This is a genomic window from Aeromonas sp. 600774, assembly GCF_049175075.1.
Taxonomy (GTDB): Bacteria; Pseudomonadota; Gammaproteobacteria; order Enterobacterales; family Aeromonadaceae; genus Aeromonas; species Aeromonas veronii_A.
On record NZ_JAAKUJ010000006.1, the window covers coordinates 13,134 to 39,723 of the forward strand.

General features: G+C 59.2%; 22 protein-coding genes. 4 read left to right on the forward strand and 18 right to left on the reverse strand.

Annotation, left to right across the window (positions count from 1 at the left end):
- The first annotated feature begins 207 nt into the window (after positions 1–207).
- Positions 208–2,247 (forward strand): FAD-dependent oxidoreductase, encoded by a 2,040-nt coding sequence (locus tag G5171_RS07950; protein WP_421251354.1) that lies wholly within the window; start codon positions 208–210, stop codon positions 2,245–2,247.
- A gap of 114 nt (positions 2,248–2,361) precedes the next feature.
- Positions 2,362–2,910 (forward strand): NAD(P)H nitroreductase, encoded by a 549-nt coding sequence (locus G5171_RS07955; protein WP_216977101.1) that lies wholly within the window; start codon positions 2,362–2,364, stop codon positions 2,908–2,910.
- Positions 2,911–3,293: 383 nt separating this feature from the next.
- Here the strand turns inward: G5171_RS07955 and G5171_RS07960 are convergent, their stop codons facing one another.
- The 3 genes from G5171_RS07960 to G5171_RS07970 form a co-directional block, all read right to left on the reverse strand.
- The gene (locus G5171_RS07960) at positions 3,294–3,848 is read right to left on the reverse strand and encodes a sugar O-acetyltransferase (protein WP_421251353.1); all 555 of its coding nucleotides are present in this window, start codon (positions 3,846–3,848) and stop codon (positions 3,294–3,296) included.
- Positions 3,849–4,010: 162 nt separating this feature from the next.
- Positions 4,011–4,889: a 50S ribosomal protein L11 methyltransferase gene (prmA, locus tag G5171_RS07965; RefSeq protein WP_421251352.1), complete on the reverse strand. Its 879-nt coding sequence runs from the start codon at positions 4,887–4,889 to the stop codon at positions 4,011–4,013.
- 537 nt (positions 4,890–5,426) lie between these two features.
- A complete protein-coding gene (locus G5171_RS07970) occupies positions 5,427–6,443 on the reverse strand; it encodes a zinc-binding alcohol dehydrogenase family protein (RefSeq protein ID WP_421251351.1) in 1,017 nt (338 codons plus the stop codon).
- Between the two features lie 100 nt (positions 6,444–6,543).
- Here G5171_RS07970 and G5171_RS07975 point away from each other — a divergent pair, with 100 nt between their 5' ends.
- Positions 6,544–7,416, forward strand: a complete 873-nt coding sequence (locus tag G5171_RS07975) for a LysR family transcriptional regulator (protein WP_005358412.1) — start codon at positions 6,544–6,546, stop codon at positions 7,414–7,416.
- A 1-nt stretch (position 7,417) separates the two neighbouring features.
- Here G5171_RS07975 and G5171_RS07980 read toward each other — a convergent pair whose 3' ends face one another.
- From G5171_RS07980 to torC, 14 genes are all read right to left on the reverse strand, one after another.
- A complete protein-coding gene (locus G5171_RS07980; RefSeq protein WP_421251350.1) occupies positions 7,418–8,845 on the reverse strand; it encodes a PTS transporter subunit EIIC in 1,428 nt (475 codons plus the stop codon).
- An 89-nt stretch (positions 8,846–8,934) separates the two neighbouring features.
- Positions 8,935–10,392 carry a sodium/pantothenate symporter gene (panF, locus tag G5171_RS07985; protein WP_288727386.1) on the reverse strand — a complete coding sequence of 486 codons (1,458 nt, stop codon included), beginning with the start codon at positions 10,390–10,392 and terminating at the stop codon, positions 8,935–8,937.
- Positions 10,382–10,645, reverse strand: a complete 264-nt coding sequence (locus G5171_RS07990) for a DUF997 family protein (protein ID WP_227341303.1) — start codon at positions 10,643–10,645, stop codon at positions 10,382–10,384. The genes panF and G5171_RS07990 overlap by 11 nt, the downstream gene beginning before the upstream one ends.
- A 207-nt stretch (positions 10,646–10,852) precedes the next feature.
- Entirely contained in the window at positions 10,853–12,193 is a 1,341-nt protein-coding gene (gene accC / locus G5171_RS07995) for an acetyl-CoA carboxylase biotin carboxylase subunit (RefSeq protein WP_216951972.1), read from the reverse strand.
- 15 nt (positions 12,194–12,208) lie between these two features.
- A complete protein-coding gene (gene accB, locus G5171_RS08000; protein WP_216979391.1) occupies positions 12,209–12,664 on the reverse strand; it encodes an acetyl-CoA carboxylase biotin carboxyl carrier protein in 456 nt (151 codons plus the stop codon).
- Between the two features lie 36 nt (positions 12,665–12,700).
- Complete coding sequence (aroQ, locus tag G5171_RS08005; protein ID WP_216979390.1) at positions 12,701–13,150, reverse strand: type II 3-dehydroquinate dehydratase; 450 nt, start codon at positions 13,148–13,150, stop codon at positions 12,701–12,703.
- 284 nt (positions 13,151–13,434) lie between these two features.
- On the reverse strand, positions 13,435–15,381 hold the full coding sequence (gene acs / locus G5171_RS08010; RefSeq protein WP_216979389.1) for an acetate--CoA ligase: 1,947 nt from the start codon (positions 15,379–15,381) through the stop codon (positions 13,435–13,437).
- 488 nt (positions 15,382–15,869) lie between these two features.
- Entirely contained in the window at positions 15,870–18,308 is a 2,439-nt protein-coding gene (locus G5171_RS08015; protein ID WP_421251359.1) for an EAL domain-containing protein, read from the reverse strand.
- 192 nt (positions 18,309–18,500) lie between these two features.
- Positions 18,501–19,124 (reverse strand): hypothetical protein, encoded by a 624-nt coding sequence (locus tag G5171_RS08020; RefSeq protein WP_421251348.1) that lies wholly within the window; start codon positions 19,122–19,124, stop codon positions 18,501–18,503.
- Positions 19,114–20,253, reverse strand: coding sequence for a hypothetical protein (locus G5171_RS08025; protein WP_421251347.1), 1,140 nt, complete (start codon positions 20,251–20,253; stop codon positions 19,114–19,116). Before G5171_RS08025 ends, G5171_RS08020 begins: the two co-directional genes overlap by 11 nt.
- Before the next feature lie 170 nt (positions 20,254–20,423).
- Positions 20,424–20,792, reverse strand: coding sequence for a hypothetical protein (locus G5171_RS08030; protein ID WP_227341296.1), 369 nt, complete (start codon positions 20,790–20,792; stop codon positions 20,424–20,426).
- Between the two features lie 7 nt (positions 20,793–20,799).
- A complete protein-coding gene (gene torD / locus G5171_RS08035) occupies positions 20,800–21,468 on the reverse strand; it encodes a molecular chaperone TorD (protein WP_337073545.1) in 669 nt (222 codons plus the stop codon).
- 99 nt (positions 21,469–21,567) lie between these two features.
- Positions 21,568–24,060: a trimethylamine-N-oxide reductase TorA gene (torA, locus tag G5171_RS08040; RefSeq protein ID WP_421244664.1), complete on the reverse strand. Its 2,493-nt coding sequence runs from the start codon at positions 24,058–24,060 to the stop codon at positions 21,568–21,570.
- Positions 24,061–24,087: 27 nt separating this feature from the next.
- Positions 24,088–25,254 carry a pentaheme c-type cytochrome TorC gene (gene torC / locus G5171_RS08045; protein WP_337073543.1) on the reverse strand — a complete coding sequence of 389 codons (1,167 nt, stop codon included), beginning with the start codon at positions 25,252–25,254 and terminating at the stop codon, positions 24,088–24,090.
- Positions 25,255–25,399: 145 nt separating this feature from the next.
- Here torC and torR point away from each other — a divergent pair, with 145 nt between their 5' ends.
- Positions 25,400–26,113 (forward strand): two-component system response regulator TorR, encoded by a 714-nt coding sequence (gene torR, locus G5171_RS08050; RefSeq protein WP_337073542.1) that lies wholly within the window; start codon positions 25,400–25,402, stop codon positions 26,111–26,113.
- A gap of 36 nt (positions 26,114–26,149) precedes the next feature.
- On the opposite strand, the gene G5171_RS08055 is transcribed toward torR, so the two are convergent.
- Positions 26,150–26,554 carry a GFA family protein gene (locus tag G5171_RS08055; RefSeq protein WP_337073541.1) on the reverse strand — a complete coding sequence of 135 codons (405 nt, stop codon included), beginning with the start codon at positions 26,552–26,554 and terminating at the stop codon, positions 26,150–26,152.
- Between the last annotated feature and the right edge of the window lie 36 nt (positions 26,555–26,590).

The following is a 26,590-nucleotide window of genomic DNA, read 5'->3' on the forward strand; positions in this document are numbered from 1 at the left end:
TGTTCGCTGAAAAATTGTCCAAACATTTGTTTGAAAAAGAATTTTCGATTCTTTACTCTAGCCTCAGTTTGATAACAAAAAATTAACTGGAGGCATCGTGAGCCGCTATCCGACCCTGCTGACCCCGCTCGACCTTGGCTTTACCCAGCTGCGCAACCGGGTGTTGAGCGTTGTTCCATGCACCCTGGCCTTAAAGAGGAAGGCATCATGAGTCGCTATCCCCATCTGCTGACGCCCCTTGACCTCGGTTTTACCCAGCTGCGCAACCGTGTGTTGATGGGCTCCATGCATACCGGCCTCGAAGAGGAGAAGGGCGGTTTTGACAAGCTGGCTGCCTTTTATGCCGAGCGCGCCCGTGGTGGAGTAGGCCTTATCGTCACCGGCGGCATTGCCCCCAATCTGCGCGGTCGGTTGGTGCCTCACGGTTCCCAGCTGAGCTTCCCCTGGCAGGTGAGCAAGCACAAGAAGGTGACCAGCGCCGTGCATCAGGAGGGGGGCAAGATAGCGCTGCAGATCCTCCATGCCGGTCGTTACGCCTATCATCCGTTCAGTCTGGCACCGAGCGCCCTCAAAGCCCCCATCTCCCCGTTCAAGCCACGCGCCATGAGCGAGCGACAGATCCGCGGTACCATTCGCGACTTCGCGGCTACAGCCGCGTTGGCCAAGGCGGCCGGTTATGACGGCGTCGAGGTGATGGGCTCGGAAGGCTATCTCATCAACCAGTTCATCTGCGAGCGTACCAACAAACGCACCGATGGCTGGGGCGGCAGCAGCGAAAACCGGATGCGCTTTCCGGTGGAGATTGTCCGCGCCATTCGCGAGCGGGTCGGCACCGACTTCATCATTATCTTCCGCCTCTCCATGCTGGATCTGGTGGAGCAGGGCTCGACCCTGGAAGAGGTGATTGCCCTTGGCAAAGCGCTGGAAGCGGTGGGGGTGACCCTCATCAACACCGGTATCGGTTGGCACGAAGCGCGTATTCCCACCATCGCCACCAGCGTGCCGCGCGGCGCCTTCAGCTGGGTGACAGCCGAGCTGAAAAAGCATCTCAAGGTGCCGCTTATCACTACCAACCGGATTAACACCCCAGAGGTGGCCGAGCGGATTCTGGCGGGTGGCGAGGCGGATATGGTCTCCATGGCGCGCCCCTTCCTAGCTGATCCCGAATTTGTCATCAAGGCGGCCGAGAACCGGGCGGACGAGATCAACACCTGCATCGCCTGCAACCAGGCTTGCCTCGACCATGTCTTCAAGCAGAAGCGCGCCTCCTGTCTGGTCAATCCCCGTGCCTGTTTCGAGACCGAGCTGACCTTTGGCCGCGTGCCCCAGCCCAAAAAGCTGGCGGTGGTGGGAGCTGGCCCGGCCGGGCTGGCGTTTGCCTGCTACGCTGCCGAGCGCGGTCATCAGGTGAGCCTGTTCGATCAGGCCAGCGAAATCGGCGGCCAGTTCAACTTCGCCAAGCAGATCCCGGGCAAGGAGGAGTTTCACGAGACTCTGCGCTATTTCGCCAAACGGCTGGAGAAGTGCGGCGTCGAGCTCTATCTGGGCCAGCGCCAGAGTGCCGAGAGCCTGCTCAGCGGCGGTTTTGACGAGGTGATCCTCGCCACCGGTATCCGTCCGCGTACCCCCAATATCCCGGGGATCGAGCATCCCAAGGTGATGAGTTATCTCGATGTATTGCGGGATCACAAACCGGTCGGCCAGAAGGTGGCGGTGATCGGCGCTGGCGGCATCGGCTTCGATGTGGCCGAATTCCTTGTGGAGAAAAGGGTCGAGAAGAAGGTGGAGATGGATGCCGATGGGCACCGTGATCACTGGCTCAAGGAGTGGGGCATCGACAAACAGCTTGGCGAGCGCGGTGGCCTCACGGCTCCTGAAATCGACGCCCCCGAGCGCCAGATCTGGCTGCTCCAGCGCAAGGAGAGCAAGGTGGGTGATGGACTTGGCAAGACCACTGGCTGGATCCACCGTACCGTACTTAAGAACCGCAAGGTGCAGATGCTCTCCGGGGTGCAATATCTGGGGATCGATGACGAGGGCTTGCACATTCAGGTGGGCGAGACCAAGCAGTGTCTGCCGGTGGATCAGGTGATCGTCTGCGCCGGGCAGGAGCCCCTCAAGGAGCTTCAGGCGGGTTTGCAGGCAGCAGGCAAGCCGGTGCATATCATCGGCGGAGCTGACGTGGCTGCCGAGCTGGACGCCAAGCGCGCCATCCGGCAAGGGGCCGAGCTGGCTGCGGTCATCTAGCCAACTGTGCCCTCTTGTCCTTTTTAGTGCGATAAACCCCTGAGCCTCAGGGGTTTTCTTCATTCGGTGCTGTGCTAAGGTAGCGCCATCATTGCCCCAGAGAAGGAATTGCCCATGGATGCCCTCACCCTGTTGCTCAACCGCCACTCCTGTGGCCGTCTCGCCGATCCCGCCCCGAGCGGTGAGGTACTCGACAATATCCTCAAGGCGGGTCTGCGCGCGCCGGATCACGGCACCCTGACCCCCTGGCAGTTCATTCTGTTTGAAGGGGAGGGGCGCGAGCGGCTGGGCAAGCTGCTGGCCGAGGCGGCCCGTGTCCGTGGCGAAGATGAAGAGAGCATCAAGAAGTGCAGCGAAGCGCCGCTGCGGGCGCCCTTGGTCATCGCCGTGGCAACCCGTTATCAGAAGCACCCCAAGGTGCCGAAACTGGAGCAGGAGCTCTCTGCCGGGTGTGCCCTGATGGCGATGCAGATGGCGGCGCAGGCGCAGGGCTTCAACGGTATCTGGCGCTCCGGCTGGTTTATCTTCGACGAGCAGATCAACAAGGGATTGGGACTGGCGGCAGAGGATCAGCTGGTGGGTTTCCTCTATCTAGGTACTCCCATGCTGGAAGCACGCAAACTGCGTGAGCTGCCGCTCGATGAGTTTGTCCGCCGTTTCTGACTTTTCGGCCACGTTGCGGTTGAGAGAAGCAAAGCCTCGAGAAATCGGGGCTTTTCTGTTTAACCGTGAATAGTAACCAGAGAAATTGGAGAAAATAAATGGCTCAAAGAGGCTTCGCACGCCATAGCAGGTAATTATTTAAATAGTGCGATGTAACTCGCAATCCTGTTGTATTTCACTATGTAAAACGTTTGCGTGTTCGCTAATATCTCCCTGCCAGTTTAGAAGGGCACTCCTTCTAATTTTTCTGCGATGAGAGTCGCAATTCCGTAGCACCTTTTTAAACAGCCCAACGTCTTCGTGACATTGGGCTTTATTTTTTATGGGGTGTCGGGGCTGTTGTGAGCTGATGGCGATATCGGCATACAACCCGGTTGGCAGCCTTATGCCCTGTTTTTGGCTGGCAGGATCCGGGCCGGGCTGCCGACTACCCGAGCTCCGGCCGGTACATCTTTGGTGACTACGGCACCCGCGCCGACGATCGCCTCTCGCCCTATGGTTACACCGGGCAGCAAGATGGCGCCGCCCCCAATCCAGACCTTGTCTTCAATGGTGACCGGCAGCGCCGTCTCTGTTCCCTGAATCCGTTCGTCGGCCTCCAGCGCATGGGCTGCGGTATAGATCTGCACGTTTGGCCCAATCATCACATGGGCGCCGATGCGAATGGGGGCATTGTCCAGCAGGGTAGCCCCCATATTGATGTAGGAGTCCTTGCCCAGGTGGATGTGGCGGCCATAGGTGCAGTAGAGGGGCGGGCAGATAAAGGCATTCTCTGCCAGTTCGCCAATCAGCTCCGCCAGTAGTGCCCGCTGCTCAGCCTCATCTTCCGTCTGATTGAAACGGCGATAGCGCCGTGCCGCCTCCCGGCGCAACTGGGCCAGCTCGGGTGCCATGCAGTTGTACGGTTGGCTGCTAATCATCTTCTGGTATTCGGTCATGGCAGGGCCTCAATGATGTGGAGGAACGATGTTAATCCCTCATTGGCCAGAGAAGCGTGAACCTTCCCCCAGAGTGAGAAAAGGGAGAAACAACAAGAGCACCCGCGGGTGCTCTTGTTTAATAAAGGTGTTGACTTGCCGCCTTGAGAGCGGGAGCTATGTTTAGCAGTGTTTGCGGCCGGAGAGGCGGCACCACTCCTCCTTGACGGCGGTCGGGTCCATCTCGAACCACTGGCCGTAGATGGTTTCCAGCTCCGGAGCCTGACTTTCCAGCACGCCGGAGAGGGCCATCAGGCTGCCCGCTTTGCCGTGGCCGGCGATCAGCGGCGCCAGTTCGCGCAGCGGGCCGGCCAGAATGTTGGCGACTACCACGTCCGCTTCGACGTCTTGTGGCTGGTCGGCCGGCAGATAGAGTTCAATCTGGTCGGCGACGCCGTTGCGTGCAGCGTTGTCGCGGCTGGCCTGAATCGCCTGCGGGTCGATGTCGATGCCGATGACGCGGGCGGCACCCAGTTTCAGGGCGGCGATGCCGAGGATGCCGGAGCCGCAGCCAAAGTCGACCACGGTTTTACCGGCCAGATCCAGCCCGTCCAGCCACTGCAGGCAAAGCGCGGTGGTGGGGTGGGTACCGGTACCGAAGGCCAGACCCGGATCCAGCATGACGTTGACCGCATCGGGGTTTGGCACGTCGCGCCAGCTCGGGCAGATCCAGAGCCGCTCGCCGAACTGCATGGGGTGGAAGTGATCCATCCACTCGCGCACCCAGTCCTTGTCCTCCAGCTGCTCCACCTTGTAGCCCACGTCTTCACCGAAGATCTGCTGGAAGAAGGCGATGGTGGGGGCCGGATCGGTTTCGGCGTCAAACAGCCCCATCACTTCGGTCTCGCCCCACAGCGGGGTTTCGCCCGGCATGGGTTCATAGACGGGCACATCCTTGGCATCCATAAAGGTCACCGCCTGGGCACCACGCCCCAGCAGCATGTTGCTCACCTTGTCTGCGGTCTTGGCAGTGGCGTTGATTCGAATTTGTATCCAGGGCATGGCGTCGACTCTTCATAAATGTGAAACCGCGAGATTCTACCATCATGGGGCAGTGCTGTCGTGGTTTGCCCATGACGTGGAGGGATACGGGGGCTTTTGCCGGATTGGCACGGTTCCTGTATTGCTCTATGCAGGCGAAGACGACCGGTTTTCGCTGAACGCTTTGCTCAAGTTCCGTCATCTTTCACTGCCACCCTCGGGTGGCATTTTTTTATCTGCACTCCTTTGCCTGGTAAACAGTCTGCCAGACAAAAAAAGAGCAAGGTCGGCACCTTGCTCAAGGATGTACTGACGCCGTTTTGGCGCATTCATGCTGCTGTTGGCACGCCAGATGCAAAGACTAATATGTCCTGCATAAGGATATGTGTGTGATTGTTACCCCAATGTTCAGGTATTCAGGCCATTTCTCGCGAAATGGCCTCTTTTTTGGCTGATTGTTGGACGTTGGCCTGCTACTGGCTGTCATGAGTGCCGCTGGTTGTGCCCGTTTGGGGCATCTCCTTGGTGAACTTATCCCATCATGGTGCGTTGGAGGGCTTAGTTGGCAAAGCCGCTCATGTCGATCACCAGCTTGCCTACCATGCGGCCTGCTTCCACCTCGGCATGGGCCTGAGCCAGCGTGATCGGGGTCAGCGAGGGGATGGTTCTGGTCAGGGTGGTCTGCAGTACTCCTTCATCGACCAGTGCCGCCACCCGGCCGAGCAGGTGGTGCTGTTCGATCATGTCCGGCGTCTGGAACAGGGAGCGGGTGAACATGAACTCCTGGCTGAAGGTGACGCTCTTGCTCTTGAGCAGGGAGAGATCCCACGGCTCGCTCGATTCGGCGATGGTGCAGATATGGCCAAACGGGCGGATCAACCCCGCCATGGTGGCCCAGTGTTCGGCGGTGGCGTTGGTGCAGAAGATAGCATCGACCTGAGTGATGCCAAGGGCGGTCAGCTCCTCCTGCAACTTGTGGTGGTTCACAACCTGATGGGCGCCCATTTCGAGGCACCACTCGCGGCTCTCGGGGCGGGAGGCGGTAGCAATTACCTCCATGCCTGTGAGTTGGCGGGCCAGCTGGATGGCGATGGAGCCCACGCCACCGGCGCCGCCGATGATCAGCAGTTTGCCACGGCTCTCGCGGGTGAGGGCAAAGCGCTCGAACAGGGTCTCCCAGGCGGTGATGGCGGTGAGCGGCAGGGCGGCGGCCTCCACATCGCTCAAGGTGGTGGGGGCGATCGCGGCTATGCGCTCATCCACCAGTTGCAGGGCGCTGTTGCTGCCCGGGCGGCTGATATCACCGGCATACCAGACTCGGTCGCCCGCCTTGAACAGAGTAACTTCACTGCCGGTGGCGATCACTTCCCCCACCGCATCCCAACCCAGTACCCGGGGCGAGCTTTCAATTTTGGCCTTGGGGGAGCGCACCTTGGTATCTACCGGATTGACGGAGGTGGCGGTGACCCGCACCAGCAGATCCCGCGGGCCTGGAACCGGATCGGGCAGGTTGGCGGCGATAAAGCAGTCGGGGTGGTCGCTTGGCAGATAGTGAGTCAGGGCAATGGCTTTCATGGTTTTTCCTTTCAAATCGCGGTGTTCGGGATTGCCACTCACTCTAGTCTGGTTGATTATCAAGATTAAGATGGGTAATCGGTAAAGACTGTTTGAATATATGAACAATGTCGATCTGGAGTTGATGGGACTGTTTGCCACCGTGGTGGAGCAGGGGAGCTTTACCCGGGCCGCCGAGCTGCTTGGTATGCCCAAGTCATCGGTGAGCCAGAAGATCTCACGGCTCGAATCCCAGCTCGGGGTGCGGCTGTTGCAGCGCACCACCCGCAGGTTGAGCTTGACCCCGCAGGGGGAGCTCTATGTGGAGCACTGTCAGGGGCTGCTGGCACTGGCCCGCAGCGCCAATCTGGCGATGGCACGGCTGCGCTCGGCCCCGGCGGGGCGGGTGCGGATCACTGCCCCCGAGGCGACCGGTACTCTATTGCTTGGCCGGATCCTCGCCGAGTTTCGCGCCCTCTATCCCGAGGTGGTGCTGGAACTGACCCTGAGTGACGAACAGCTCGATCTGGTGGGGGAAGGTTATGATTTGGCGCTGCGGGCGGCACCGCTGAAAGACTCCAGCCTCATCTGTCGGCGTATCGGTCAGGTGGCGCGCCATCTGGTGGCGGCTCCCGCCTATCTGGCGGCCCACGGCATGCCGCAACAGTTGAGCGAGCTGGGCCGTTATGCCTGTCTGGTGCACTCGGCCATGCCGGTGTGGCCATTGCAGGAGGGTGGCTGGCGGCCGCAGGGGGCCTGTGTCAGCAACAGCTTGCTGGCGCTGCGGGAGATGGCGCTTCATGACGGGGGGATTGCCCTGTTGCCCCACCATGTCTGTGAAGGGGATTTGGCGGCGGGGCGGTTGCAGAAGGTGTTGCCGGATCAGCCGATTCCGGCCAACCCGTTTTACCTTATCTATCCGAGTCGGGAGCATCTGGCTCCCGCCCTGCGCACCCTGATGGATTTCGTGGCCGAGCGGTTGCCGTTCGCCTGAGTTACCAGCTGCTCTGGCTGGCCGACTCCTGATTGGGTTTGAGGCCGAGGGGGACCGACTGGCGCTCCGCCAGCATGCGGATCTGCCCTTCAATCAGGCTGGCGCTGGGGCCCAGCACCAGCACCAGCTGGTGGTCGTTGAGCTGGATCCAGGAGAGGCAGCCCAGGCCCAGCAGGCGAGATTCATCCACCAGTGAAATATCGCGCACCCGCAGGCTGAGGCGGGTGATACAGACACTCATCGCCACCAGATTGTCCATCCCGCCCAGCACCTTGAGGTACTGGATCGCCAGCATCTGCGGGTCGGAGGGGGCAACGCTGGCAAGGCGCGGATGCTCCACCGCGATGGGCTTGCTCGGCATGCTGAGGGGGGCACGCTCCAGTAGTTGATAGAAGAGCAGGCTATAAGCGACGAAGAACAGGATACCGACCGGAATGAGCCAGAAGCTGTGCTCCCCTGCCTGATAGCTCAGCACCAGATCCAGCAGACCGGCGGAGAAGTAACTGCCCACCTTGATGCCGAGCGCACTGCAAACGGCGAGCGAGAGCCCCGTCATCAGGGCGTGGGCGAGAAACAGCCAGGGGGCGGTAAAGGCGAACAGAAACTCGATGGGCTCGGTGATACCCACCAGTGCCGAGGTGAGCGCCAGGGTGAGCAGCAGCCCGCCCTGCGGCAGCCGCTGCATCCGCTGGCGGTGCAGCCAGATGGCAAAACAGGCGCCCGGCAGGCCGAACATGATGATGGGGTAGAGACCGGCCACATACCCTTCATGAAGTGGCTGTGCGGTGGCCAGCGCCTGCAGGTTGCTCTCGCCAAGGCCGATGACGCTGCCCAATACCTGATGCAGGCCGAGCGGGATCAGCAGCCGGTTGAGGGTGCCGTAGCAGAAGGCGCCAAACGGCGTGGTAAGCAGCTCGGAGGTGAGCAGGGTCAGCCCGCGCTCCAGTGGCGGCCACAGCAGCGAGAGGGGAATGGCGATCAGCAGGCAGGCCAAGGCAGACACCAGCAGGCTGGGAAACTCCCCCCTAGCGATCAGCAGCCAGCGGGGCAGGGTTTGCTGGTGAACCCAAGGGTAGATGATGGCAGTGGTGAGCCCTGCCAGCAGGCCGCAGATCATGTCGGCGTGCAGGTTGGGGGCTAGCGTATTGAAAGCGGTACTGAGCAGCAGGAAGTTGACCGCACCCGCCAGCGTCTGTCCGCCCAGCTCCTGCCGACTCAGGCCAAAGGCGATCGCCACCGCATAGATGAGCGGCATCTGGCTGAAGATCGCCTGACCGGTGAGGGAGAGCACCGCCAAATCGAGCACGTCGGGTTGCCCAAGCCGGTAGATCAACGCCGCCATCGGCAGGATGGAGACGGGCAGCAGCAGGGCATAACCGAGCCGCTGCAGGGCTTGAGTAACGACTTGTCGAGTGGCTTTAACGGGCATACAGCGGCTGCGTTCTGTGACTTGGCGCACAGTTTAACCGGAAAACACCTATTTGGGGATATTTTTGGAACCCCTAATTTATATTTTTATTATTTCTGCCCGAAAAGCTCGCGCACTTCCCGCGAGGGCGGTGCCGTTAAAAGGCTCACCGTGATAAAGACCATCAGCGCCAGCGTGAGGCTTGGCACGATGGCATGCAGGCCAGCCAGCTTGATCCCCCACTGACTCAGTACCCCATAGCAGACGATGCCGCTGACCATGCTGGCCAGTGCGCCCGGGCCGTTGGCCCGTGACCAGTAGAGACCGAGCACCAGCGGCCAGAGGAACACCGCCTGCAGGCCGCCAAAGGCGAGCAGGTTGAGCCAGATGATCATCTCGGGGGGCTGCAACGCCGCCAGCAGCACCAGAGTGCCGAGGATCAGGGTGCAGAGCAGGGAGAGGCGGGGGATGCGCACCTCCAGCTTCTCCTGCTTTGGACTCAGATAGTTGAGGTAGAGATCTTTCACTAGAGTGGCGGAAGCCTGGATCAGCTGGGAGTCGATGGTGGACATGATGGCCGCCATCGGCGCCGCCAGAAAGACCCCGGCCAGCCAGGGGGGCAGCACTTCCATCATCAGGGAGGGCATGATCTTGTCCGGGCTGTCCATGCCCGGCAGGATGGCGCGACCCAGAGCGCCCGCCAGATGCATGCCAAACATCAGCAGGGCGCTGACCACGGTGCCGATCAGAATGCCACGATGGAGCGCCTTGCTGTCGCGATAACCAAAGCAGCGCAGCGCCGAGTGGGGCAGCCCCACCACCCCGACACAGACCAGGATCCAGAAGCTCAGCATAAAGGGCTGGGTCAGCATGTCGCCGGCCCCTTGCGGGCTCACCAGCTTGGGGTCGATCTCCCTGAGCTGGTGGATGAGGTTTGGCAAGCCGTCACCGGCGACCAGAATCCCCGCCAGCAGGGCGCCGGTGCCGATCAGCATGATGATCCCTTGAAGGGCATCGGTCATCACCACGGCGCGAAAACCGCCGATGATGGTGTAGAGCAGCACGCAGCTGGCAAACAGCATCAGCCCCTGCTGGTAGGAGAGGCCGGTGGCGGTCTCCAGCAGGCGGGCGCCGCCGATGAATTGCACCACCATGGTCGCGATAAAGGCGAGGATGATAGTAACGGAGCCGAGGATCACCACCGCCTTGCTCTGGTAGCGGGCCCACAGCATGTCGTTGATGGTCACCGCATTGACCCGGCGGGCGATGATGGCGAACTTCTTGCCAAGCACCCCCAGAGTGAGCCAGACGGTGGGCAGCTGGATCATCGCCAGCAACACCCAGCCCAGACCGATCTTGTAGGCCGCGCCCGGCCCGCCGATGAAAGAGGAGGCCGAGGTGTAGGTGGCCACCAGGGTCATCGCCAGCACCAGCCCGCCCATGCTGCGGTTGCCGATGAAGTACTCCTGGACGAAGTTGCCTTCAGCTCTATGACGGCTGGCCCAGAAACCCACCCCCAGCACCAGCACCAGATAGATGAAGAGCGGAAGCATCAGCTCAAGATTCATGGGATGACTCCTTGCCGGAAGGGGCTGGGGTATCGAGGGGGATCTCCACAAACAGTCGATCCACCATCAGGGCACATAGTGCGATGAACAGCAGTGGCATCGCCACGCAACTGAGCAGGAACCAAAGGGGAATGTCCCAGCATTCGATCTCTTCCGGGATCAGATAAGCCGTGCCATACCAGGCAAGAAAATAGAGTAGGGTCAGCAGCAGGCAGAAAGCTGCTTCCCGGCGGGCGAGAGCAAAACGGTTCACCTTGGCCTCCGACAATTTTGAGGGGCGCAAGGATAACAAAAAAGGGCCATGTCGCCATGGCCCTTTTTCAGCAGAGGCTCCTTGCGGAGCAGACTTCCACCGGAAGTCCGGTCTCTATCAGAGATCCTTACAGACCCAACTTCTTGTGCAGATAGTGGGCGTTGGTACTGCCACCGTGCAATGTCATCGGGTCTCTATCAGCGATCCTTACAGACCTAACTTCTTGTGCAGGTAGTGGATATTGGTGCCCCCGTGCTGGAAGTTTTCGTCTTTCATGATCTCTTTTTGCAGCGGTACGTTGGTCTTGATCCCTTCCACTACCAGCTCGTCCAGCGCATGGCGCATGCGGGCGATGGCAATGTCACGATTCTCGCCGTAGCAGATCAGCTTGCCGATCATCGAATCATAGTGGGGCGGTACCTTGTAACCGGCATAGATGTGGGAGTCCCAACGCACGCCCAGACCACCCGGCGCGTGGAAGCGCTGCACCAGACCCGGAGAGGGCATGAAGGTGGCCGGATCTTCCGCGTTGATCCGGCACTCGATGGCATGACCACGGATGCGGATATCCTGCTGGGTGATCGACAGGGGCTGACCGGCGGCGATGCGCAGCTGCTCCTTGATCAGATCGATACCGGTGACCATCTCGGTGACCGGATGCTCAACCTGGATACGGGTGTTCATTTCGATGAAATAGAACTCGCCGTTCTCGTACAGGAACTCGAAAGTACCCGCACCGCGGTAGCCGATCTCGATACAGGCGCGCACACAGCGCTCGCCGATGAACTTGCGCATTTCGGCGGTGATGCCGGGTGCCGGCGCCTCTTCCACCACCTTCTGGTGGCGACGCTGCATGGAGCAGTCGCGCTCGCCCAGATAGAGGGCGTTGCCCTGGCCGTCTGCCAACACCTGAATTTCGATGTGGCGCGGGTTTTCCAGGTACTTCTCCATGTAGACCATGTCGTTCTTGAAGAACTGGCCTGCTTCGGATTTGGTTAGGGCAATGGCGGAGGCTAGCTCGGCCTCGCTGCGTACCACGCGCATGCCACGACCACCGCCGCCACCGGCAGCCTTGATGATCACCGGATAGCCGATGCGCTTGGCAATAGCGGCATTGCGCTTGGTGTCGTTGTCCACCGGACCGTCAGAGCCCGGTACACACGGTACGCCTGCCTTCTTCATCGCTTCGATGGCGGAGACTTTGTCACCCATCAGGCGGATGGTCTCGGCGCGCGGGCCGATGAAGATGAAGCCGGATTTTTCGACCACTTCGGCAAAATCGGCGTTCTCGGAGAGGAAGCCGTAACCCGGGTGGATGGCCACGGCACCGGTCACCTCGGCGGCGGCGATGATAGCCGGAACGTTGAGGTAGGAGTCGGTACTGGCTGGTTTGCCGATACAGATGGATTCGTCGGCCAGCAGCACATGTTTGAGCTCCCGGTCGGCGGTGGAGTGAACGGCCACTGTCTTGATCCCGAGCTCTTTGCAGGCGCGCAGGATCCGCAGGGCAATTTCACCGCGGTTGGCGATGACTACTTTGTCCAACATGGGTGGCGATTTCCCTTATTCGATGATGAACAGCGGCTCGTCAAATTCGACGGCCTGACCATTTTCAACCAGGATCGCTTTGATCACACCGGCCTTGTCAGACTCGATTTGGTTCATCATTTTCATGGCTTCGACGATGCACAGGGTATCGCCGACATTGACTTGCTGACCCACTTCCACGAACGGCTTGGCTTCCGGGCTGGAGGAGCGGTAGAAGGAGCCAACCATGGGAGAGCGCATCAGGTGACCGCTCGGTGCGGCATCTGCGGCCGGCGCAGCGGAAACCGGGGCGGCGGCTGGAGCGGCAACCGGAGCGGCTGCTTGCTGCATGATCATCTGCGGTGCGGCAGTGACCTGGCCTGCGAAGTTGCGGCTGATGCGAACGGACTCTTCACCTTCGGAGATCTCCAGTTCGGCGATGCCGGACTCTTCAACCAGTTCAATCAGCTTCTTGATTTTGCGGATATCCATTAGCATTCTCTTTCTTCTTTATCTGATCAGTGATTATCAAGCCGCGTGCAGATGGCGCACGGCCGCGGTTAAAGCGAATTGATAGCCATCGGCCCCCAGACCACAAATGACCCCTTTGGCGACATCAGACAGATAGGAGTGATGACGAAACGGCTCCCTGGCATGAACGTTTGACAGGTGAACCTCGATAAAGGGTATGGCGACACCCAGCAGCGCATCGCGGATGGCGACGCTGGTGTGGGTGAAGGCGGCTGGATTGATGATGATGAAATCCACCTGACCCATGGCCTGATGGATGCGGCTGACCAACTCATGTTCGGCGTTGGATTGCAGATGTTCCAGAGTGACACCGAGTTCGCTGGCGTTGAGCTTCAGATCGGCGACGATCTCATCAAGCGTCTTGCTGCCGTAGATGCCCGGTTCCCGTTTGCCCAGCAGATTCAGGTTTGGTCCGTTGAGCAGGAGAATACGGTGATTTTGCGACATATTGAGTGCATCCTCGATGATAATGCTGCTATCTGTCAGCTATCTTGTGGACTACCAGAAATCTAGCCATTTTCTGCGCAAATCGGTGTGCCCTGGCACACAGATTTCGCAATTATATTGATTTCGTGAAAATTAGCAGCATTTTACTGGTCTAATCTCTACATCTGACTATTTATTGAACGCTCCTCCCTGTGCGTCCAGTTTCAGCGGCTCAGGCTGTTTGTACCGCTGTAGAAGCAACAAAGCCGGCACAAGGCCGGCTTTGAACAAGAGTTGGCAGGAGATCAGGCTGCTTCCGACTTCTCGCGGATCAGCTTGTCCACCACACCCGGATCCGCCAGGGTGGAGATATCCCCCAAACTGTCGGTTTCGCCGGTGGCGATCTTGCGCAAGATCCGGCGCATGATCTTGCCGGAGCGGGTCTTCGGCAGCCCCTCCGCCCAGTGAATGACATCTGGCGTGGCGATGGCGCCAATCTCCTTGCGCACCCACTCCTTCACCTCTTTGTGCAGCTCGCGGCTCGGCTCTTCCCCGGCGATCAGGGTGACATAGGCGTAGATGCCCTGACCCTTGATCTCGTGAGGAACCCCTACCACCGCCGCTTCGGCGATCTTGGGATGGGCCACCAGCGCCGATTCAATTTCGGCGGTACCCATGCGGTGGCCGGAGACGTTCAGTACATCATCCACCCGACCGGTGATCCAGTAGTAGCCGTCCTCGTCGCGACGGGCACCATCGCCGGTGAAGTAGCGGCCCGGGAAGGTGGAGAAGTAGGTCTGCTCGAAGCGTTCGTGATCCCCGAACACGGTGCGCATCTGACCCGGCCAGGAGTCGGTGATCACCAGGTTGCCCTCGGTGGCTCCCTCCAGCGGTTCGCCCATGTTGTCGACCAGCGCAGGCTGTACGCCGAAGAACGGTTTGGTAGCCGAACCCGGTTTCAGGTCGGTGACGCCGGGCAGCGGGGTGATGAGGATGCCGCCAGTCTCGGTCTGCCACCAGGTATCGACGATGGGGCAGCGCTCGTCGCCAATGGTGCGGTAGTACCACTCCCAGGCTTCCGGGTTGATGGGTTCACCCACTGACCCCATGATGCGCAGGCTCTGGCGGGAGGTGCCGGTGACCGCTTCGTTGCCCTTGGCCATCAGGGCACGGATGGCGGTCGGTGCGGTATAGAGGATGGTGACCTGATGCTTGTCCACCACCTGACTCATGCGGTTGGTGGCCGGGTAGTTGGGCACCCCTTCGAACATGATGGTGGTGGCGCCGTTGGCGAGCGGCCCGTAGACCAGATAGGAGTGACCGGTGACCCAGCCCACGTCGGCGGTACACCAGTAGATATCCTCTTCGTGGTAGTCGAACACATATTTGAAGGTGAGGGTGGCATAGACCAGATAACCGCCGGTGGTGTGCAGCACCCCTTTGGGTTTGCCGGTGGAGCCGGAGGTATAGAGGATAAAGAGCGGATCTTCGGCATTCATCGCTTCGGGTGGGCAGTCGCTGCTGACGGCTGCGGTTGCTTCGTGCCACCAGATGTCGCGGTGGCTGTGCCAGGCGATATTGCCACCGGTGCGCTTGAGCACGATCACCTTGTTGACCTGGGTATCCGGGTTGGTGAGCGCTTCATCCACATTCTTCTTGAGTGGTACCGGGCGGCCACCACGCAGCCCTTCGTCGGCGGTGATCACGATGCGGGAGCCCGAGTCGATGATGCGACCAGCCAGCGCTTCCGGCGAGAAGCCGCCGAATACTATGCTGTGTACCGCGCCGATGCGGGTACAGGCCAGCATGGCGATAGCTGCTTCCGGTACCATGGGCATGTAGAGGCAGACCACATCGCCGCGGTGTACCCCCTGAGCTTTCAATACGTTGGCAAATTTGCACACTTCGGCGTGCAGCTCGCGGTAAGTGAGTTTGCGATCTTCGGCGGGGTTGTCCCCTTCCCAGATGATGGCAACCTTGTCGCCCCGTTCGGCGAGATGGCGATCGAGGCAGTTGGCGGAGACGTTGAGCTGGCCATCTTCAAACCATTTGATGGAGACATGGCCCGGATCGTAGGAGGTGTTTTTGACCTTGCTATAGGGTTTCATCCAGTCGAGGATTTTTCCCTGCTCTCCCCAGAAGGTCTCGGGATCCTCGACGGAGGCCTGATACATGGCGGCGTAGTCGCCCTTGTCTAGCAGTGCATTGCTGCTGATGTGGGGTTTGACCGGGTAGACCTTGCTCTCGCTCATCTGTCACTCCTTTGAATACATACTTTTAATAATTAAGTAACAACTTATACCTTTGGTCGAGGGGGGCAATTAGACTTTTGGATAGACAGCAACATTTGGTTACAGGGTAATGGGTGACACTCACGCGGTGAGTGGGTAAAAAGGTGTTTTTGATTGATAGAGGTTGTTATGTTCTCTCTGTTGCTCTGTGCATCCCTGTGGCAGTTTGATGCGCCTGTTCTTGCAGACAAGCCTCCCAAAGAGTTTGCTATTACACACCAGGAGCCGTCACAGACTGTACGGGATCGGGTTGCTGAGCAGCTTGGTCATGCATGGCAGGACAAAAAGCCGGGAGCCAGGTTTTCCCTCAGTGAGCCAGGCTCCCGTTACTCGGGTGACTCACCGCTCACTCGCATGGCCAATGACCGGGATAACGGTGGTGTTCCTACCCTGACGTTTGGAAAATAGTTTGATTGTCCAGTCGTTGGCCGTTCGTTTCCCTGATATCGCTACTGCTGAACGCTTTGGCAATGCAAGCGTTCGTGCATCTGTTCTACATGCAGCGGTTTACTGAACAGGTAGCCCTGCCCCTCACCACAATTAAGTGACTGCAAGAAGGTATATTGTGCTCGAGTTTCAATACCCTCTGCCGTAACCTCCATCTCCAGACTGTCTGCCAGACTGATGATGGTGCGGCAGAGCTCCCTGCTATTCTTGTCCTCCGGTAAAGCCTGCACGAATGCCCGGTCGATCTTGATGCGATCAATCGGCAGAGTCTTGAGCAGGCTCAGCGACGAAAATCCGGTGCCAAAGTCGTCGATGGCAATTTGAACCCCCAGATTTTTCAGCCGGGTAAAGAGATCTAGGCTCTGATCAACCCGTTGTATGATGCTTTCCGTTACTTCAATCTCCAGTCGCTCAGGCGGAAACCCTGTTTCGGCAAGAATAGTTGCGACCTGTTCCACATAGCCGGGTGAGCGCATCTCTCGCACCGATACATTAACTGACAAGCGGGGCACCGGCAGGCCGGCGGCCAGCCAGTTTCTTCCCTGTGCACAGGCATTGCGCATTACCCATTCGCCAATTTTTTCGATGAGGCCGCACTCTTCTGCAACCGGAATAAAACGGGCTGGATTGATCAGTCCCTCATTGGGGTGCTTCCAGCGCAAGAGTGCCTCCAGCCCACTCAGATGACCGCCGGCAAGATGAGTCATGGGCTGATAGAGAATACAAAGCTGTTCAAGCTCGAGAGCTTTGAGTAATCCCTGTTCAATTTGCATTCGTTCTCGAGCCTGTTCCGCCATATATGGGGTGTAGAACTGGAAGCCGTTACGACCCTGGCTCTTCGCTTCATACATGGCGTTGTCGGCGGCACTGATCAGTGTCTCAGGGGTGGTTGCGTGGTCCGGATAGATAGCGATGCCGATGCTCGCCGAGATAGCAACCTGCTCATGGGACAGTTCGACCGGTTCACGCAGCGCAGTCAGCAAAGTATTGGCGAGTGTTATCAGCTCGTCAGGTGCTTCCAGATAGGGGATGAGCACCAGAAATTCGTCCCCACCCAAGCGGGTAGCCAGCTCATTCGGTTGCAGGCAATTTCGGATCCGTTCTGCCAGTCGCTTGAGCAGTTCATCGCCCACCCCGTGCCCCAGACTGTCGTTGATCAGTTTGAAACCATCCAGATCGATAAAGAGTAGTCCCAACCGCTTGTTGTTGAGTTGTGCGGTTTTCAGTTCAAGAGTCAGTCGCTCCTGCAGCAGATGGCGATTGCCGAGTTCGGTCAGGGGATCGTGATAAGCGAGATGATTCAGCTCGGCTTCCACCTTGCGAATGGCGCTGATGTCGGAGAGGGCAATTACATAGTGAGTGGTGTTGTTGAAGTTGTCGTAGACGGCACTAATCTGCTGCCATGAAGAGAAGTAGCTGCCATCTTTGCGTAAACAGGCCATTTCGCCATGCCAGGCATTATTGTCCGGATGCAGTTGATGCCATGGTGAGTCGAGGTCGGTATAGCGTCTCGGATGTATAACGATTCCAGGATCTTGGCCTATTACCTCCTCGGCATCATATTGCGTCAGCATGGTGAAAGCCGGGTTGACCGAAATGATACGGTGATTGTTGTCCAGAATAATAATTCCCTCGGCCGTAGTATCGAAAACCACGTTGGCCTGATGGAGTCGCTCCTCCTGACGCCGCCGGGCCGTCGCGTTGTGGATCACGCCCATCACTCTGTGGCCGATGGATTCCGTGGCTGCAACATGATCGGCATGAATATCAACCCAGTGACGTTCATTTAAGGGAGTGATGAAGCTCAGGGTGAGATGGATGGGCTCTTTCCTTTGCAGAACTGTCCTGAGCTGCTGGCCTGATTCAGGTTCAAAGCAGTCAATGAAAGCCTGCAGCCCTCCCTTGAACTGGTGAGCTGGTATGCCAAGCAGTGGTTCAATTTCGCCATTAAACAGCAATCTATCCTCTGCAACATACCACTCCCACACGCCAATTTGTGCCGCTCTCATAGCCAGTTGCAGCCGCTGCTCTGTTTCGTACTGTTCGGTAATATCGCGCACTATGGCGAGGATACCGCTCGGCTTGCCACTGTCGTTCCACATCGGACTATAGGTTGCCTGCCACCGTCTTGCGCTGCTGCCATGTGCCGCTGTTTGCCCCGTGATGGCGATATTCACGTAGGGCCTACCGTGGCGCAGGATTTGCCGGAACATGGGCTCCAGTACTGGAGCCAGCTTGGGCACAATCTCTCTCAGATGTTTGCCCTTGTGTTCCTCTATGGTCTTGCCATTGATATCAGCCAGTACCTGATTGACTTTGCAATAACGGAAATGGCAGTCAAAGACACCTATACCCAAGGGGGCTGTATTCAGTAGTTGTTCGAGTATGCTCTGATCTGACAGCGTGGGCAGAATTGTTTCGGTATCGGCCTTGAAAAGCATTCCATCCATGATGGCTCCCGGCATTGATTTATTTGTCATTTAACGGTTTTAAGTATGGCACGAACCTTTTTTTGGGGGGGAGGAATAACCTTATCTCATTGTTATATATGGTAAGTCTTGGTGATGAAATCCATTTGGAGGCGGTGAGGTGTGAAAGGCAATCACAGCGGCGCGATTTCCGCTCAAGATGTATTAAAGGCTTAATTGATAGCGCAGGGTCAGGCTGATGGTGGGTTGCCAGTCACTCTCTTTCATCAGCCACTGTTTCGCGCCCGCTTCCAAGCCAAGCTTCCACTGATTCCATGTCCAGCTACGTTCCAGCGTCATTCCCCATTCGCGCCATCCCTCTTCGCTCTCATATGCGGACATGTATGCCTGGTCGCCTCTTGTCAGCCATAGATTGAAGGATACGTTGGCAGGCAGCGGAAGCGAATGTTCCATATACCACAGCTGGCCATAGCGACCGGTTACATCATAAAGCTGGCCAATGCTGAGCTGGTGTTCGTCATCCAGTTGCCAGCCCATGCGCCATAACGCACCAAAGCGGGAGTGATCCGCCACCACCATCGGACTGATCCCTAAGGCGATAAAGCTCTGTTTATAAAGGGATAACGCAACGCCTGCGCTTTGGCCATCAATAAAGACAAGGCCCATCTGTGTTTCCCGTTCATAGCCGAGCCAGAGCTGTACCGTGGAGTCGGCCCCCGCTCCCGCGTTGCTGCTGTCGAGTTGCCATTGGCTACCCACAACCAGCGCCCTGGCCGAGAAAGGCAGCATCAGGGGAATGAGCAGCAGTAACCCGCTCTTATTTGCCATACAGTCTCTGCCAGTCCCGATCCTGATGCATTCCCATCAGATGACAGATGATGCCGGAGCGCTGGAAAGCATAAATAAGCAGTACGCTGGCAGTGCAGAGCAACATGATAAGGCCAAAACTGTTGGGCAGTATGGTGCCCTGACGGGCAGTCCACCACAGTAGCAAGGGGCCCCACAGATGGACGAAGATGCTCTTGTGGAAGATGAATACGGTCAGCGAGTACATACCGATCCAGTTGAGTGGTCGCCAGCAGAGACGGATATTGTGTTGGTGTAGCCAGAGCACGGTACCGATCACCAGAAACTCCATACCCCAGATCCCGGCTCGGCCGATCATGTCCAGCGCCAGTTCGTGTTCATTGGCGTAGATGTCGTTGAGCTCGACCGTGCTTGTCTCGCCGAACATGAGATAGATGGCCAGCGCCACCAGTGACAGCGTCAGCACCAGACGGTTGAGGCGATCTCGCCATTGTGGGCGCTGATGCCAGCACCAGCCATAGAGAAAGCCGAAGCAGCCACTGGCCATGAAGAGGTCGAGACGGGCATCCAGCTCATAGTCGGGGTGAACGTGCAGCTTCATCCAGCTGTCGATATGGCCGAGCAACTCCTGTACGCCGAGTTGATCCAGCAGCAGGCTTAGAAGGGTCAGCAGGAGCATGCCGCGGATGCCGAACCAGGCATACACCATGGAGAAGAGCGCCAGCAGGCACATCCAGAGCATGACCGGGTAGAACGAGATGGCCTCGCCGAAATTGGGGGCGATGACCAACCCTTCGACATAGAGCATCAGTATGATGCTGGCAAACAGGGCCAGCTTGCTGCCCAGCTGCGGCTTGAAGTTGGCCTGATCGCGGCGGCTCAGGTTGAATGCGGCCAAGGCCAGGTAGATCTGGCTTACCCAGGGGATTAACCAGGCTGATGCGTGTGCTGTCAGCTGATCCATGGGTAGCAGGTGTCCCGCCATTGCCTTGTGTGACACATAGAAGCTGTCCCACAAGGCATGCTCCCGATTGAAGAAATCGATGTACCAGTAGTTGAGATAACCGGTGTAGTGCTCAAACACTGCCATGAAGATGACCAGCCCGCGCAACAGATCGAGGCCTGTGATGCGCGCATCCTGTGGAGGCATACTATTGCTCCTGTGTAGTGTGGCGAAAGGAGCGGCACTATATCGGCTTTTGTGAAACTGAACGGGAGCTGAATGTAAGCAAATGTTACGGGGGGCTGTACCGATGTGCTTGTAATGACTGGGAAGAGCCTGACCTGGCTGTCATGATTTGCAATATTATTGGCTGTTTTTTAGCCTTTCTCTCGGCCAAATGCCTGAATACCGCGCACAAATACCAGCCAGCCGAGCAGGTGGAACGGGAGGGCGAGTAGGTAGAGCAGCAGGAAGTGCGACTCGCTGCCGCTGCTGTTGATGAAGTCGATCCAGGCGGCCAGCAGCGCCAGCATGCCGGCAATCTGGAAGCGGCGGCGCAACACCACCTCGACGCCGAGATTGGCAAGGTAGAGGGTGAGCAGGATGCCGGCAAAGCCGGTAAGCTGGGCGGTGCCGTAGAGCTCGCGATCCGGGTTGAACAGCAGCGCGATCAGGGGAGTAATGCCCTGATCCAGCGGGATCAGGGCCAGCAGCCAGCATGCAATCAGAAGCAGGGCTGTTTTCATCGCGGCCTCAGTCGGCGGACGGTGCCGGTTTGACCAGAGAGAGGTAGTTAGCATCCATCTTGAGGAAGACCCCCAGCAGACGGGCACTGGCGCCGTAGAAACCAAATCGGTCGGCGGCGCGACAGGCGCTTTCGAACTTGTCAAACCAGCCCAGCAGATGACCGTGCAGCAGTGCTTCCTGCTCGTCGAGCCAGCGTTCCCGCTCGGCTGCGCTCTTGGCTTCCGCCGCGCGGATGATGAGATTGCCCATCAGATCCAGCTCGATGGCCAGATGATCCGCAGGCTCCTTGTATTTGTCGCTGACATTGATACCAAGGCGATCGAGGCGGGCCTGCATCCCGGCCATCGGGGCCTGCATCAGCAGCTTGGCATCGCCACGATAGAGCGATTCGTAGGGCAGGGCGCCCTGTTTGGGATCCACCAGAAACAGGCCGGCGAAGTCGGCAGCGAGTTCGAGTTGGCGATCCGGGCGCACCAGCAGGCGGGCGATGGCATCGTTGAGCTCGGCCACGGCTTCGCGCATCGGATCCAGGGTGGAGAGGCTTTTCAGGAAGCTTCGCACGTCATAGGTGTCATATTCGGCGATCTGCTCATCACTGAGTTCGGCGGCGAACAGGGTGGAGAACCACCAGTAGAGTTCGGCCCGGCGTTCGCTGGTAGCCATAAATTCCTGCATTTTTCCTCCGTGGATGGCAATCGGGAGCCTTGATGGCTCCCGATTCTAACGACTTTAAAAATAAAGGAAACTCAAGGGGGCGCTTTCGTCCCCCCGGGGTCAGAGTGCCGGGAACATGGGGTCGATGCCCTTGGCCGATTCCGGCGCGCCGAAGGCAGTGACGGCGGGCGCCTGTCCGCGGAACTTCTCGATCTCCACCAGCGCGGTGTGGGCCGTGGTGGCCTGCGCCAGGCTGGAGGAGCCTATGTCGGCGGTCAGCACGTTGGGATCGCCGTAGGTACAGAGAGTCCCTACCTTGCCGCCCTCTTGCGGGCCATACCAGGCTCCTTCCTGTATCCGGACTACGCCGGGGGCGTAGTCATCGCTCACCACCAGCCCAGCCAATACCTGACCGCGGCCGTTGAACACCCGCACCAGATCGCCGTCCTTGAGGCCGCGGGATTTGGCATCCTGCGGATTCATGTAGACAGGCTCGCGACCCTGCACTGTGTAGGTGGCGCGATAGTTGTCGGAGGAGCAGAGCTGGCTGTGCAGCCGTTTGTCCGGGTGGCAGGATTGCAGGTGCAGCGGGTACTGCTTGCTGCCCGGCCCGCCGTGTGAGCGCTCGTAGGGCTCGATCCAGACCGGATGGCCCGGGCAATCCCCATAGCCGTAGTCGGCAATGGTCTTGGAGTAGATCTCGATAAGGCCAGACGGGGTACCGAGGGGTTCCAGATCCGGCTCCTGACGGAACGACTCGTGACGCACCCAGGGCTGGCCTGCCGGGAAGGTGACGAAGCCTTCCCCGTGCCAGAACTGGCTGAAACGGGGCAGACGGATGCCGATGCCGCGGCCCTGCAGGCGGGCATCGTCATAGATGCTCTGGATCCACTCCAGCTTGCTCTTGCCGCCGGTGAATTCGACCTCGCGACCGAAGCGACGGCAGAGATCGGCGAAGATGTCATAGTCATCGCGCGCCTCGAACAGCGGCTCCACCACCTTGTACATGGCCAGAATGCCCGCGTTGGAGTGAGAACCCCACTGCTCGATGTCGTCCCGCTCATAGGTGGTGGTGGCGGGCAGCACGATATCGGCGAAACGGCAGCTGGCCGTCCACTGGTGATCGATGCTGACCACGGTTTCCAGCTTGCGCCAGGCGGCGACCATCTTGTTGCGATCCTGCTGGTGGTGGAACGGGTTGTTGCCGCAGAACACCGCCATCTTCATGTGGGGGTAGGTGATGGTCTGGCCGTTGAAGGCGATCTGCTTGCCCGGATTGAGGATGCAGTCGACGAAGCGGGCCACCGGAATGTATTTGGAGTAGCCCTTCCAGTCGCCGTCATGGAGTGGTTTAACGCCGGGAATGACCGAGCTGAAACCTGACATGATAGGGCCGCTGGAGGTGATGGTGCCCGCCCCGTTGTAGTGCCAGCCAAAGCCGTAACCGCCCCCCGGCAGGCCGATCTGGCCAATCATCGAGGCCAGTACCACCAGCATCCAGGCGTACTGTTCGCCGTGGTGCATACGCTGCACGCACCAGCCGCCGATAAGCTGGGTACGGCCGCTGCTCATGGTGCGGGCCAGCTCGCGGATGGTTTCGGCTGGTACGCCACAGATGGCGGCGGCCCACTCTGCGTCCTTCACCTGACCATCGCTGGTGCCCAGCAGGTAGGGCAGGAACTTGTCAAAACCGGTGGTGTAGTCTTTCAGGAACTTCTCGTCGTGGCGCTTCTCGCTGTAGAGGGTGTGGGCGATACCCAGCATTAGCGGCACGTCGGTCTGCGGATTCAGGGTCACCTGATCGCAATTGAGGTACTTCTGGGTCTTGGATTTGACCGGATCGACACTGATCACACGGATCTCGCCCTTGGCCACCTTCTCTTTCAGCTGCGCCCAGTAGTCGTAGACGCTGTGATCCGGCACCAGCCAGCCCACCTGCAGGTTCTTGATGGGATCTGAGCCCCAGATAACGATGGTCTTGCTGTGTTCCAGCACCAGCGGCCAGGAGGTCTGCTGCTCGTACACCTCCATGGCGCCCGCCACGTGGGGCAGGATCACCTGGGCGGCACCGGTGGAGTAGTCACCGGCCTTGGCCAGATAGGTGCCGTGCAGGTTCATGGCACGCCCCAACATGGCGCCAGCAGAGTGCAGCTTGCCCACTGACTGCCAGCCGGAGTGGCCGGCATAGAGGGCGCTCGGGCCATAGGTTTTCTGCACCCGCTCCAGCTCGTGATAGAAAAAATCGAGCGCCTGAGACCAGGTGACCCGCACGAAGCGGTTCTGGCCGCGTTCGCTGGTGTTGGACTGGTGCCCCTTGCGCAGCCAGTCCAGCCGCACCATGGGGTAGCGGATGCGGGAGGGGTTGTAGACCACTTCACTCAAGGCCTTGAGCATGTCGGTGGGGTGCTTGTCGTGCTCGAACGGCAGGGTCTCGACCCAGCGGCCATCGACCACCCGGGCACGGAAGGCGCCCCAGTGGGAGCCGGACTGCACCAGTTTTTCGCCGGACTCGGCGGCCATCACGGCGCGACCGAGCAGGGAGGGGCCGATCAGGGCAGAGGCACCGCTGGCCAGCAAGCCACCCAGAAAACCACGACGGGAAATATTGATCATCTTGTTATTCCTCTTTCGAATCCGGACTTAGTGGCTGCCCTGACCACCGGTATCGGCGGCATGGTTTTGCAGGTATTTGAGCAGGGTGCGCTCCTCTTCCTTGCTCAGGCGATAGTAGGCAGACATCGCCTTGAGTCCCGAAATCCAGCCGTTGGCAGTGAAGTGAGCGGGATCCGGCGCGCCGTGGCAGGAGTTGCAGGTGGATTTGTACATCTCGCCGGCGTAATCCCAGATCGGCTTGAGCGAGGACTCAAAGCCCTTGCCATCGACCCAGGCCTGCACCTGAACCTGTTCCCACTTGATATGGGTGGCGCTGTCGGTCTCCTGTTTGAGCACTTTCTCGCTCGCTTTCAGTTCGTCACGGATGGTGGCGACGAAGACCCGCTTGCCCATGTATTCGCTCAGCACCCGGCCCTTGCCATCGCTCTCGCGCCACCCTTCGATGGTCACCTTGAGGCGATCGCCGCTGCGGTCTACGACGTCGATGCGGGAGGCGGGCAGCAGTTTGCCGACCGGGTCGGTACTCTGTTCGCTGGCGTAGAGATCTTTTTCACCCAGGTTGTAGAGGGTCTCGGTGGCTGGCGCCTCTTGCGCGTCGTTGACCAGGGTGGCGTAAGTGGCCCGGAAGCCGCCCGCCATGTTGGGCAGTTCGTGGGCGATGCCCTTGTGGCACTCGATGCAGTTCATGTTCTTCGCCGCCGCATCTTTCATCGCCAGCGCGGCCGCCGGGGACTGCTTGGCGTGATCCATGTTGTCGTAGCTGTGGCAGGACTTGCAGGTCTTGGAGTTCTGGCGGCTCATCCGTGCCCACACCTTCTCCGCCAGATGCAGGCGCCGGTCCTCGAACTTCTCCCGGGTGTCGATGCTGTGGCCTATGTACTCCTGATAGAGGTCGTTGGCCGCCTCCATCTTGCGGGCCACCTTGCCGACAAAATCCTTCGGCTGATGACAGTCGGTACAGACCGCCTGTACCCCGGAGGCATTCTTGAAGTGGATGGACTCCTTGTACTCCGGATAGACGGTGTCTTTCATGGAGTGGCAGGAGATACAGAATTCGAGGCTGCTGGTTTTCTCAAAGCCATAGTGCAGGCCGACGGTGCCCGCGAGGGTGACGCCGACGCCCACCAGAAGCAGCGCCAGTACCGACCAGCGACGGCTGGGGGTGCGCAGGAAGTGCCACAGTTTTTTCATCATGCTCTCTCACATCACTTTTTTGATGGGAGCCATGATAGGGAGGCGTTGTGAACAGGGCTGCCGCCACAAATTAATGAAATAGGGGTATTTATGACAAAATGTGAATAGAATAATCCTCCCTTGTCGACCATCGTGAACCCTGCCCATGAGCTACCACATTCTGGTTGTTGAAGATGATGCGGTTACCCGCGAGAAGCTGACCGGCTATTTCGAGCGGGAGGGCTATCGGGTGACGGCGGTCGAAAACGGCCAGGAGATGCGCGCCATGCTGGCAGAACAAACGGTCGATCTGGTGATGCTGGATATCAACCTGCCGGGGGAAGATGGTCTGCTGCTGACCCGTGAACTGCGGGCGCGCAGCACGGTGGGGATCATTCTGGTCACCGGCCGCAGCGATGCGGTGGACCGGATTGTCGGCCTCGAGATGGGAGCCGATGACTATGTTACCAAGCCATTTGAGCTGCGGGAGTTGCTGGTGCGGGTCAAGAATCTGCTGTGGCGGATCTCGCTGGCGGCCGCCGCACCGAGCGAGCCTGCGGTGGCTGACGATGCGGTGCGCTTCGGCCCCTGGCGTTTTGACATTCCCCGCCGTCAGCTCAGCAAGGACGGGGTGCCGGTTCGTCTGACCAAGGCCGAATATGAAGTGCTGGTGGCCTTTGTCGCCCATGCCGGGCGGGTGCTCAGTCGGGAGCGGATCCTGACCCTCATCAGCCATCGCGGCGATGGCCCGAGCGATCGCACCATAGACGTGTTGATCCGGCGGCTGCGCGGCAAGATGGAGCCGGATCCGCGGGATCCCCAGCTGTTTGTCACCGTTCATGGTGAAGGCTATCTGTTTGCCGGTGAGATAGCCTCCTGAGCCCGTTACGGTGGCCTTGACCTGTTTGACCGGGTATCAGACCGGCGGGCGGGTATCAAATTGCGGGCAGTCATCGTCAATCTGGTGCCAGGGCGCCTTGGAGCCGACAAAGATGTGAAACGCGGGCCGCTGGCTCGGCACGTCGTCCAGTACCCCGAGGCGCAGGTTGATCTTGCCGCTGCTGCTCTTCTGGCTGAACAGGCTGGAGCCGCAGTGACGACAGAAGGCCAGGGTGGTCTCTGCCGATTTCCGGTAGCGGCCGATGGCCTCTTCCCCCTTCACTATGGTGACCTTGTTGCCATCCAGTCCGCCGACCGAGGCGTAATCTCCCCCCGAAAACTTGCGGCATTCGCTGCAGTGGCAGTTCCCCATATAGTCGAACTGATCCGGCAGGGTCAGGGCGACGGCGCCGCACAGGCAGCTGGCATGTAACTCTTTCATCTCTTCTCCTTGAGTGGGCTAATCGGATTTGGAACG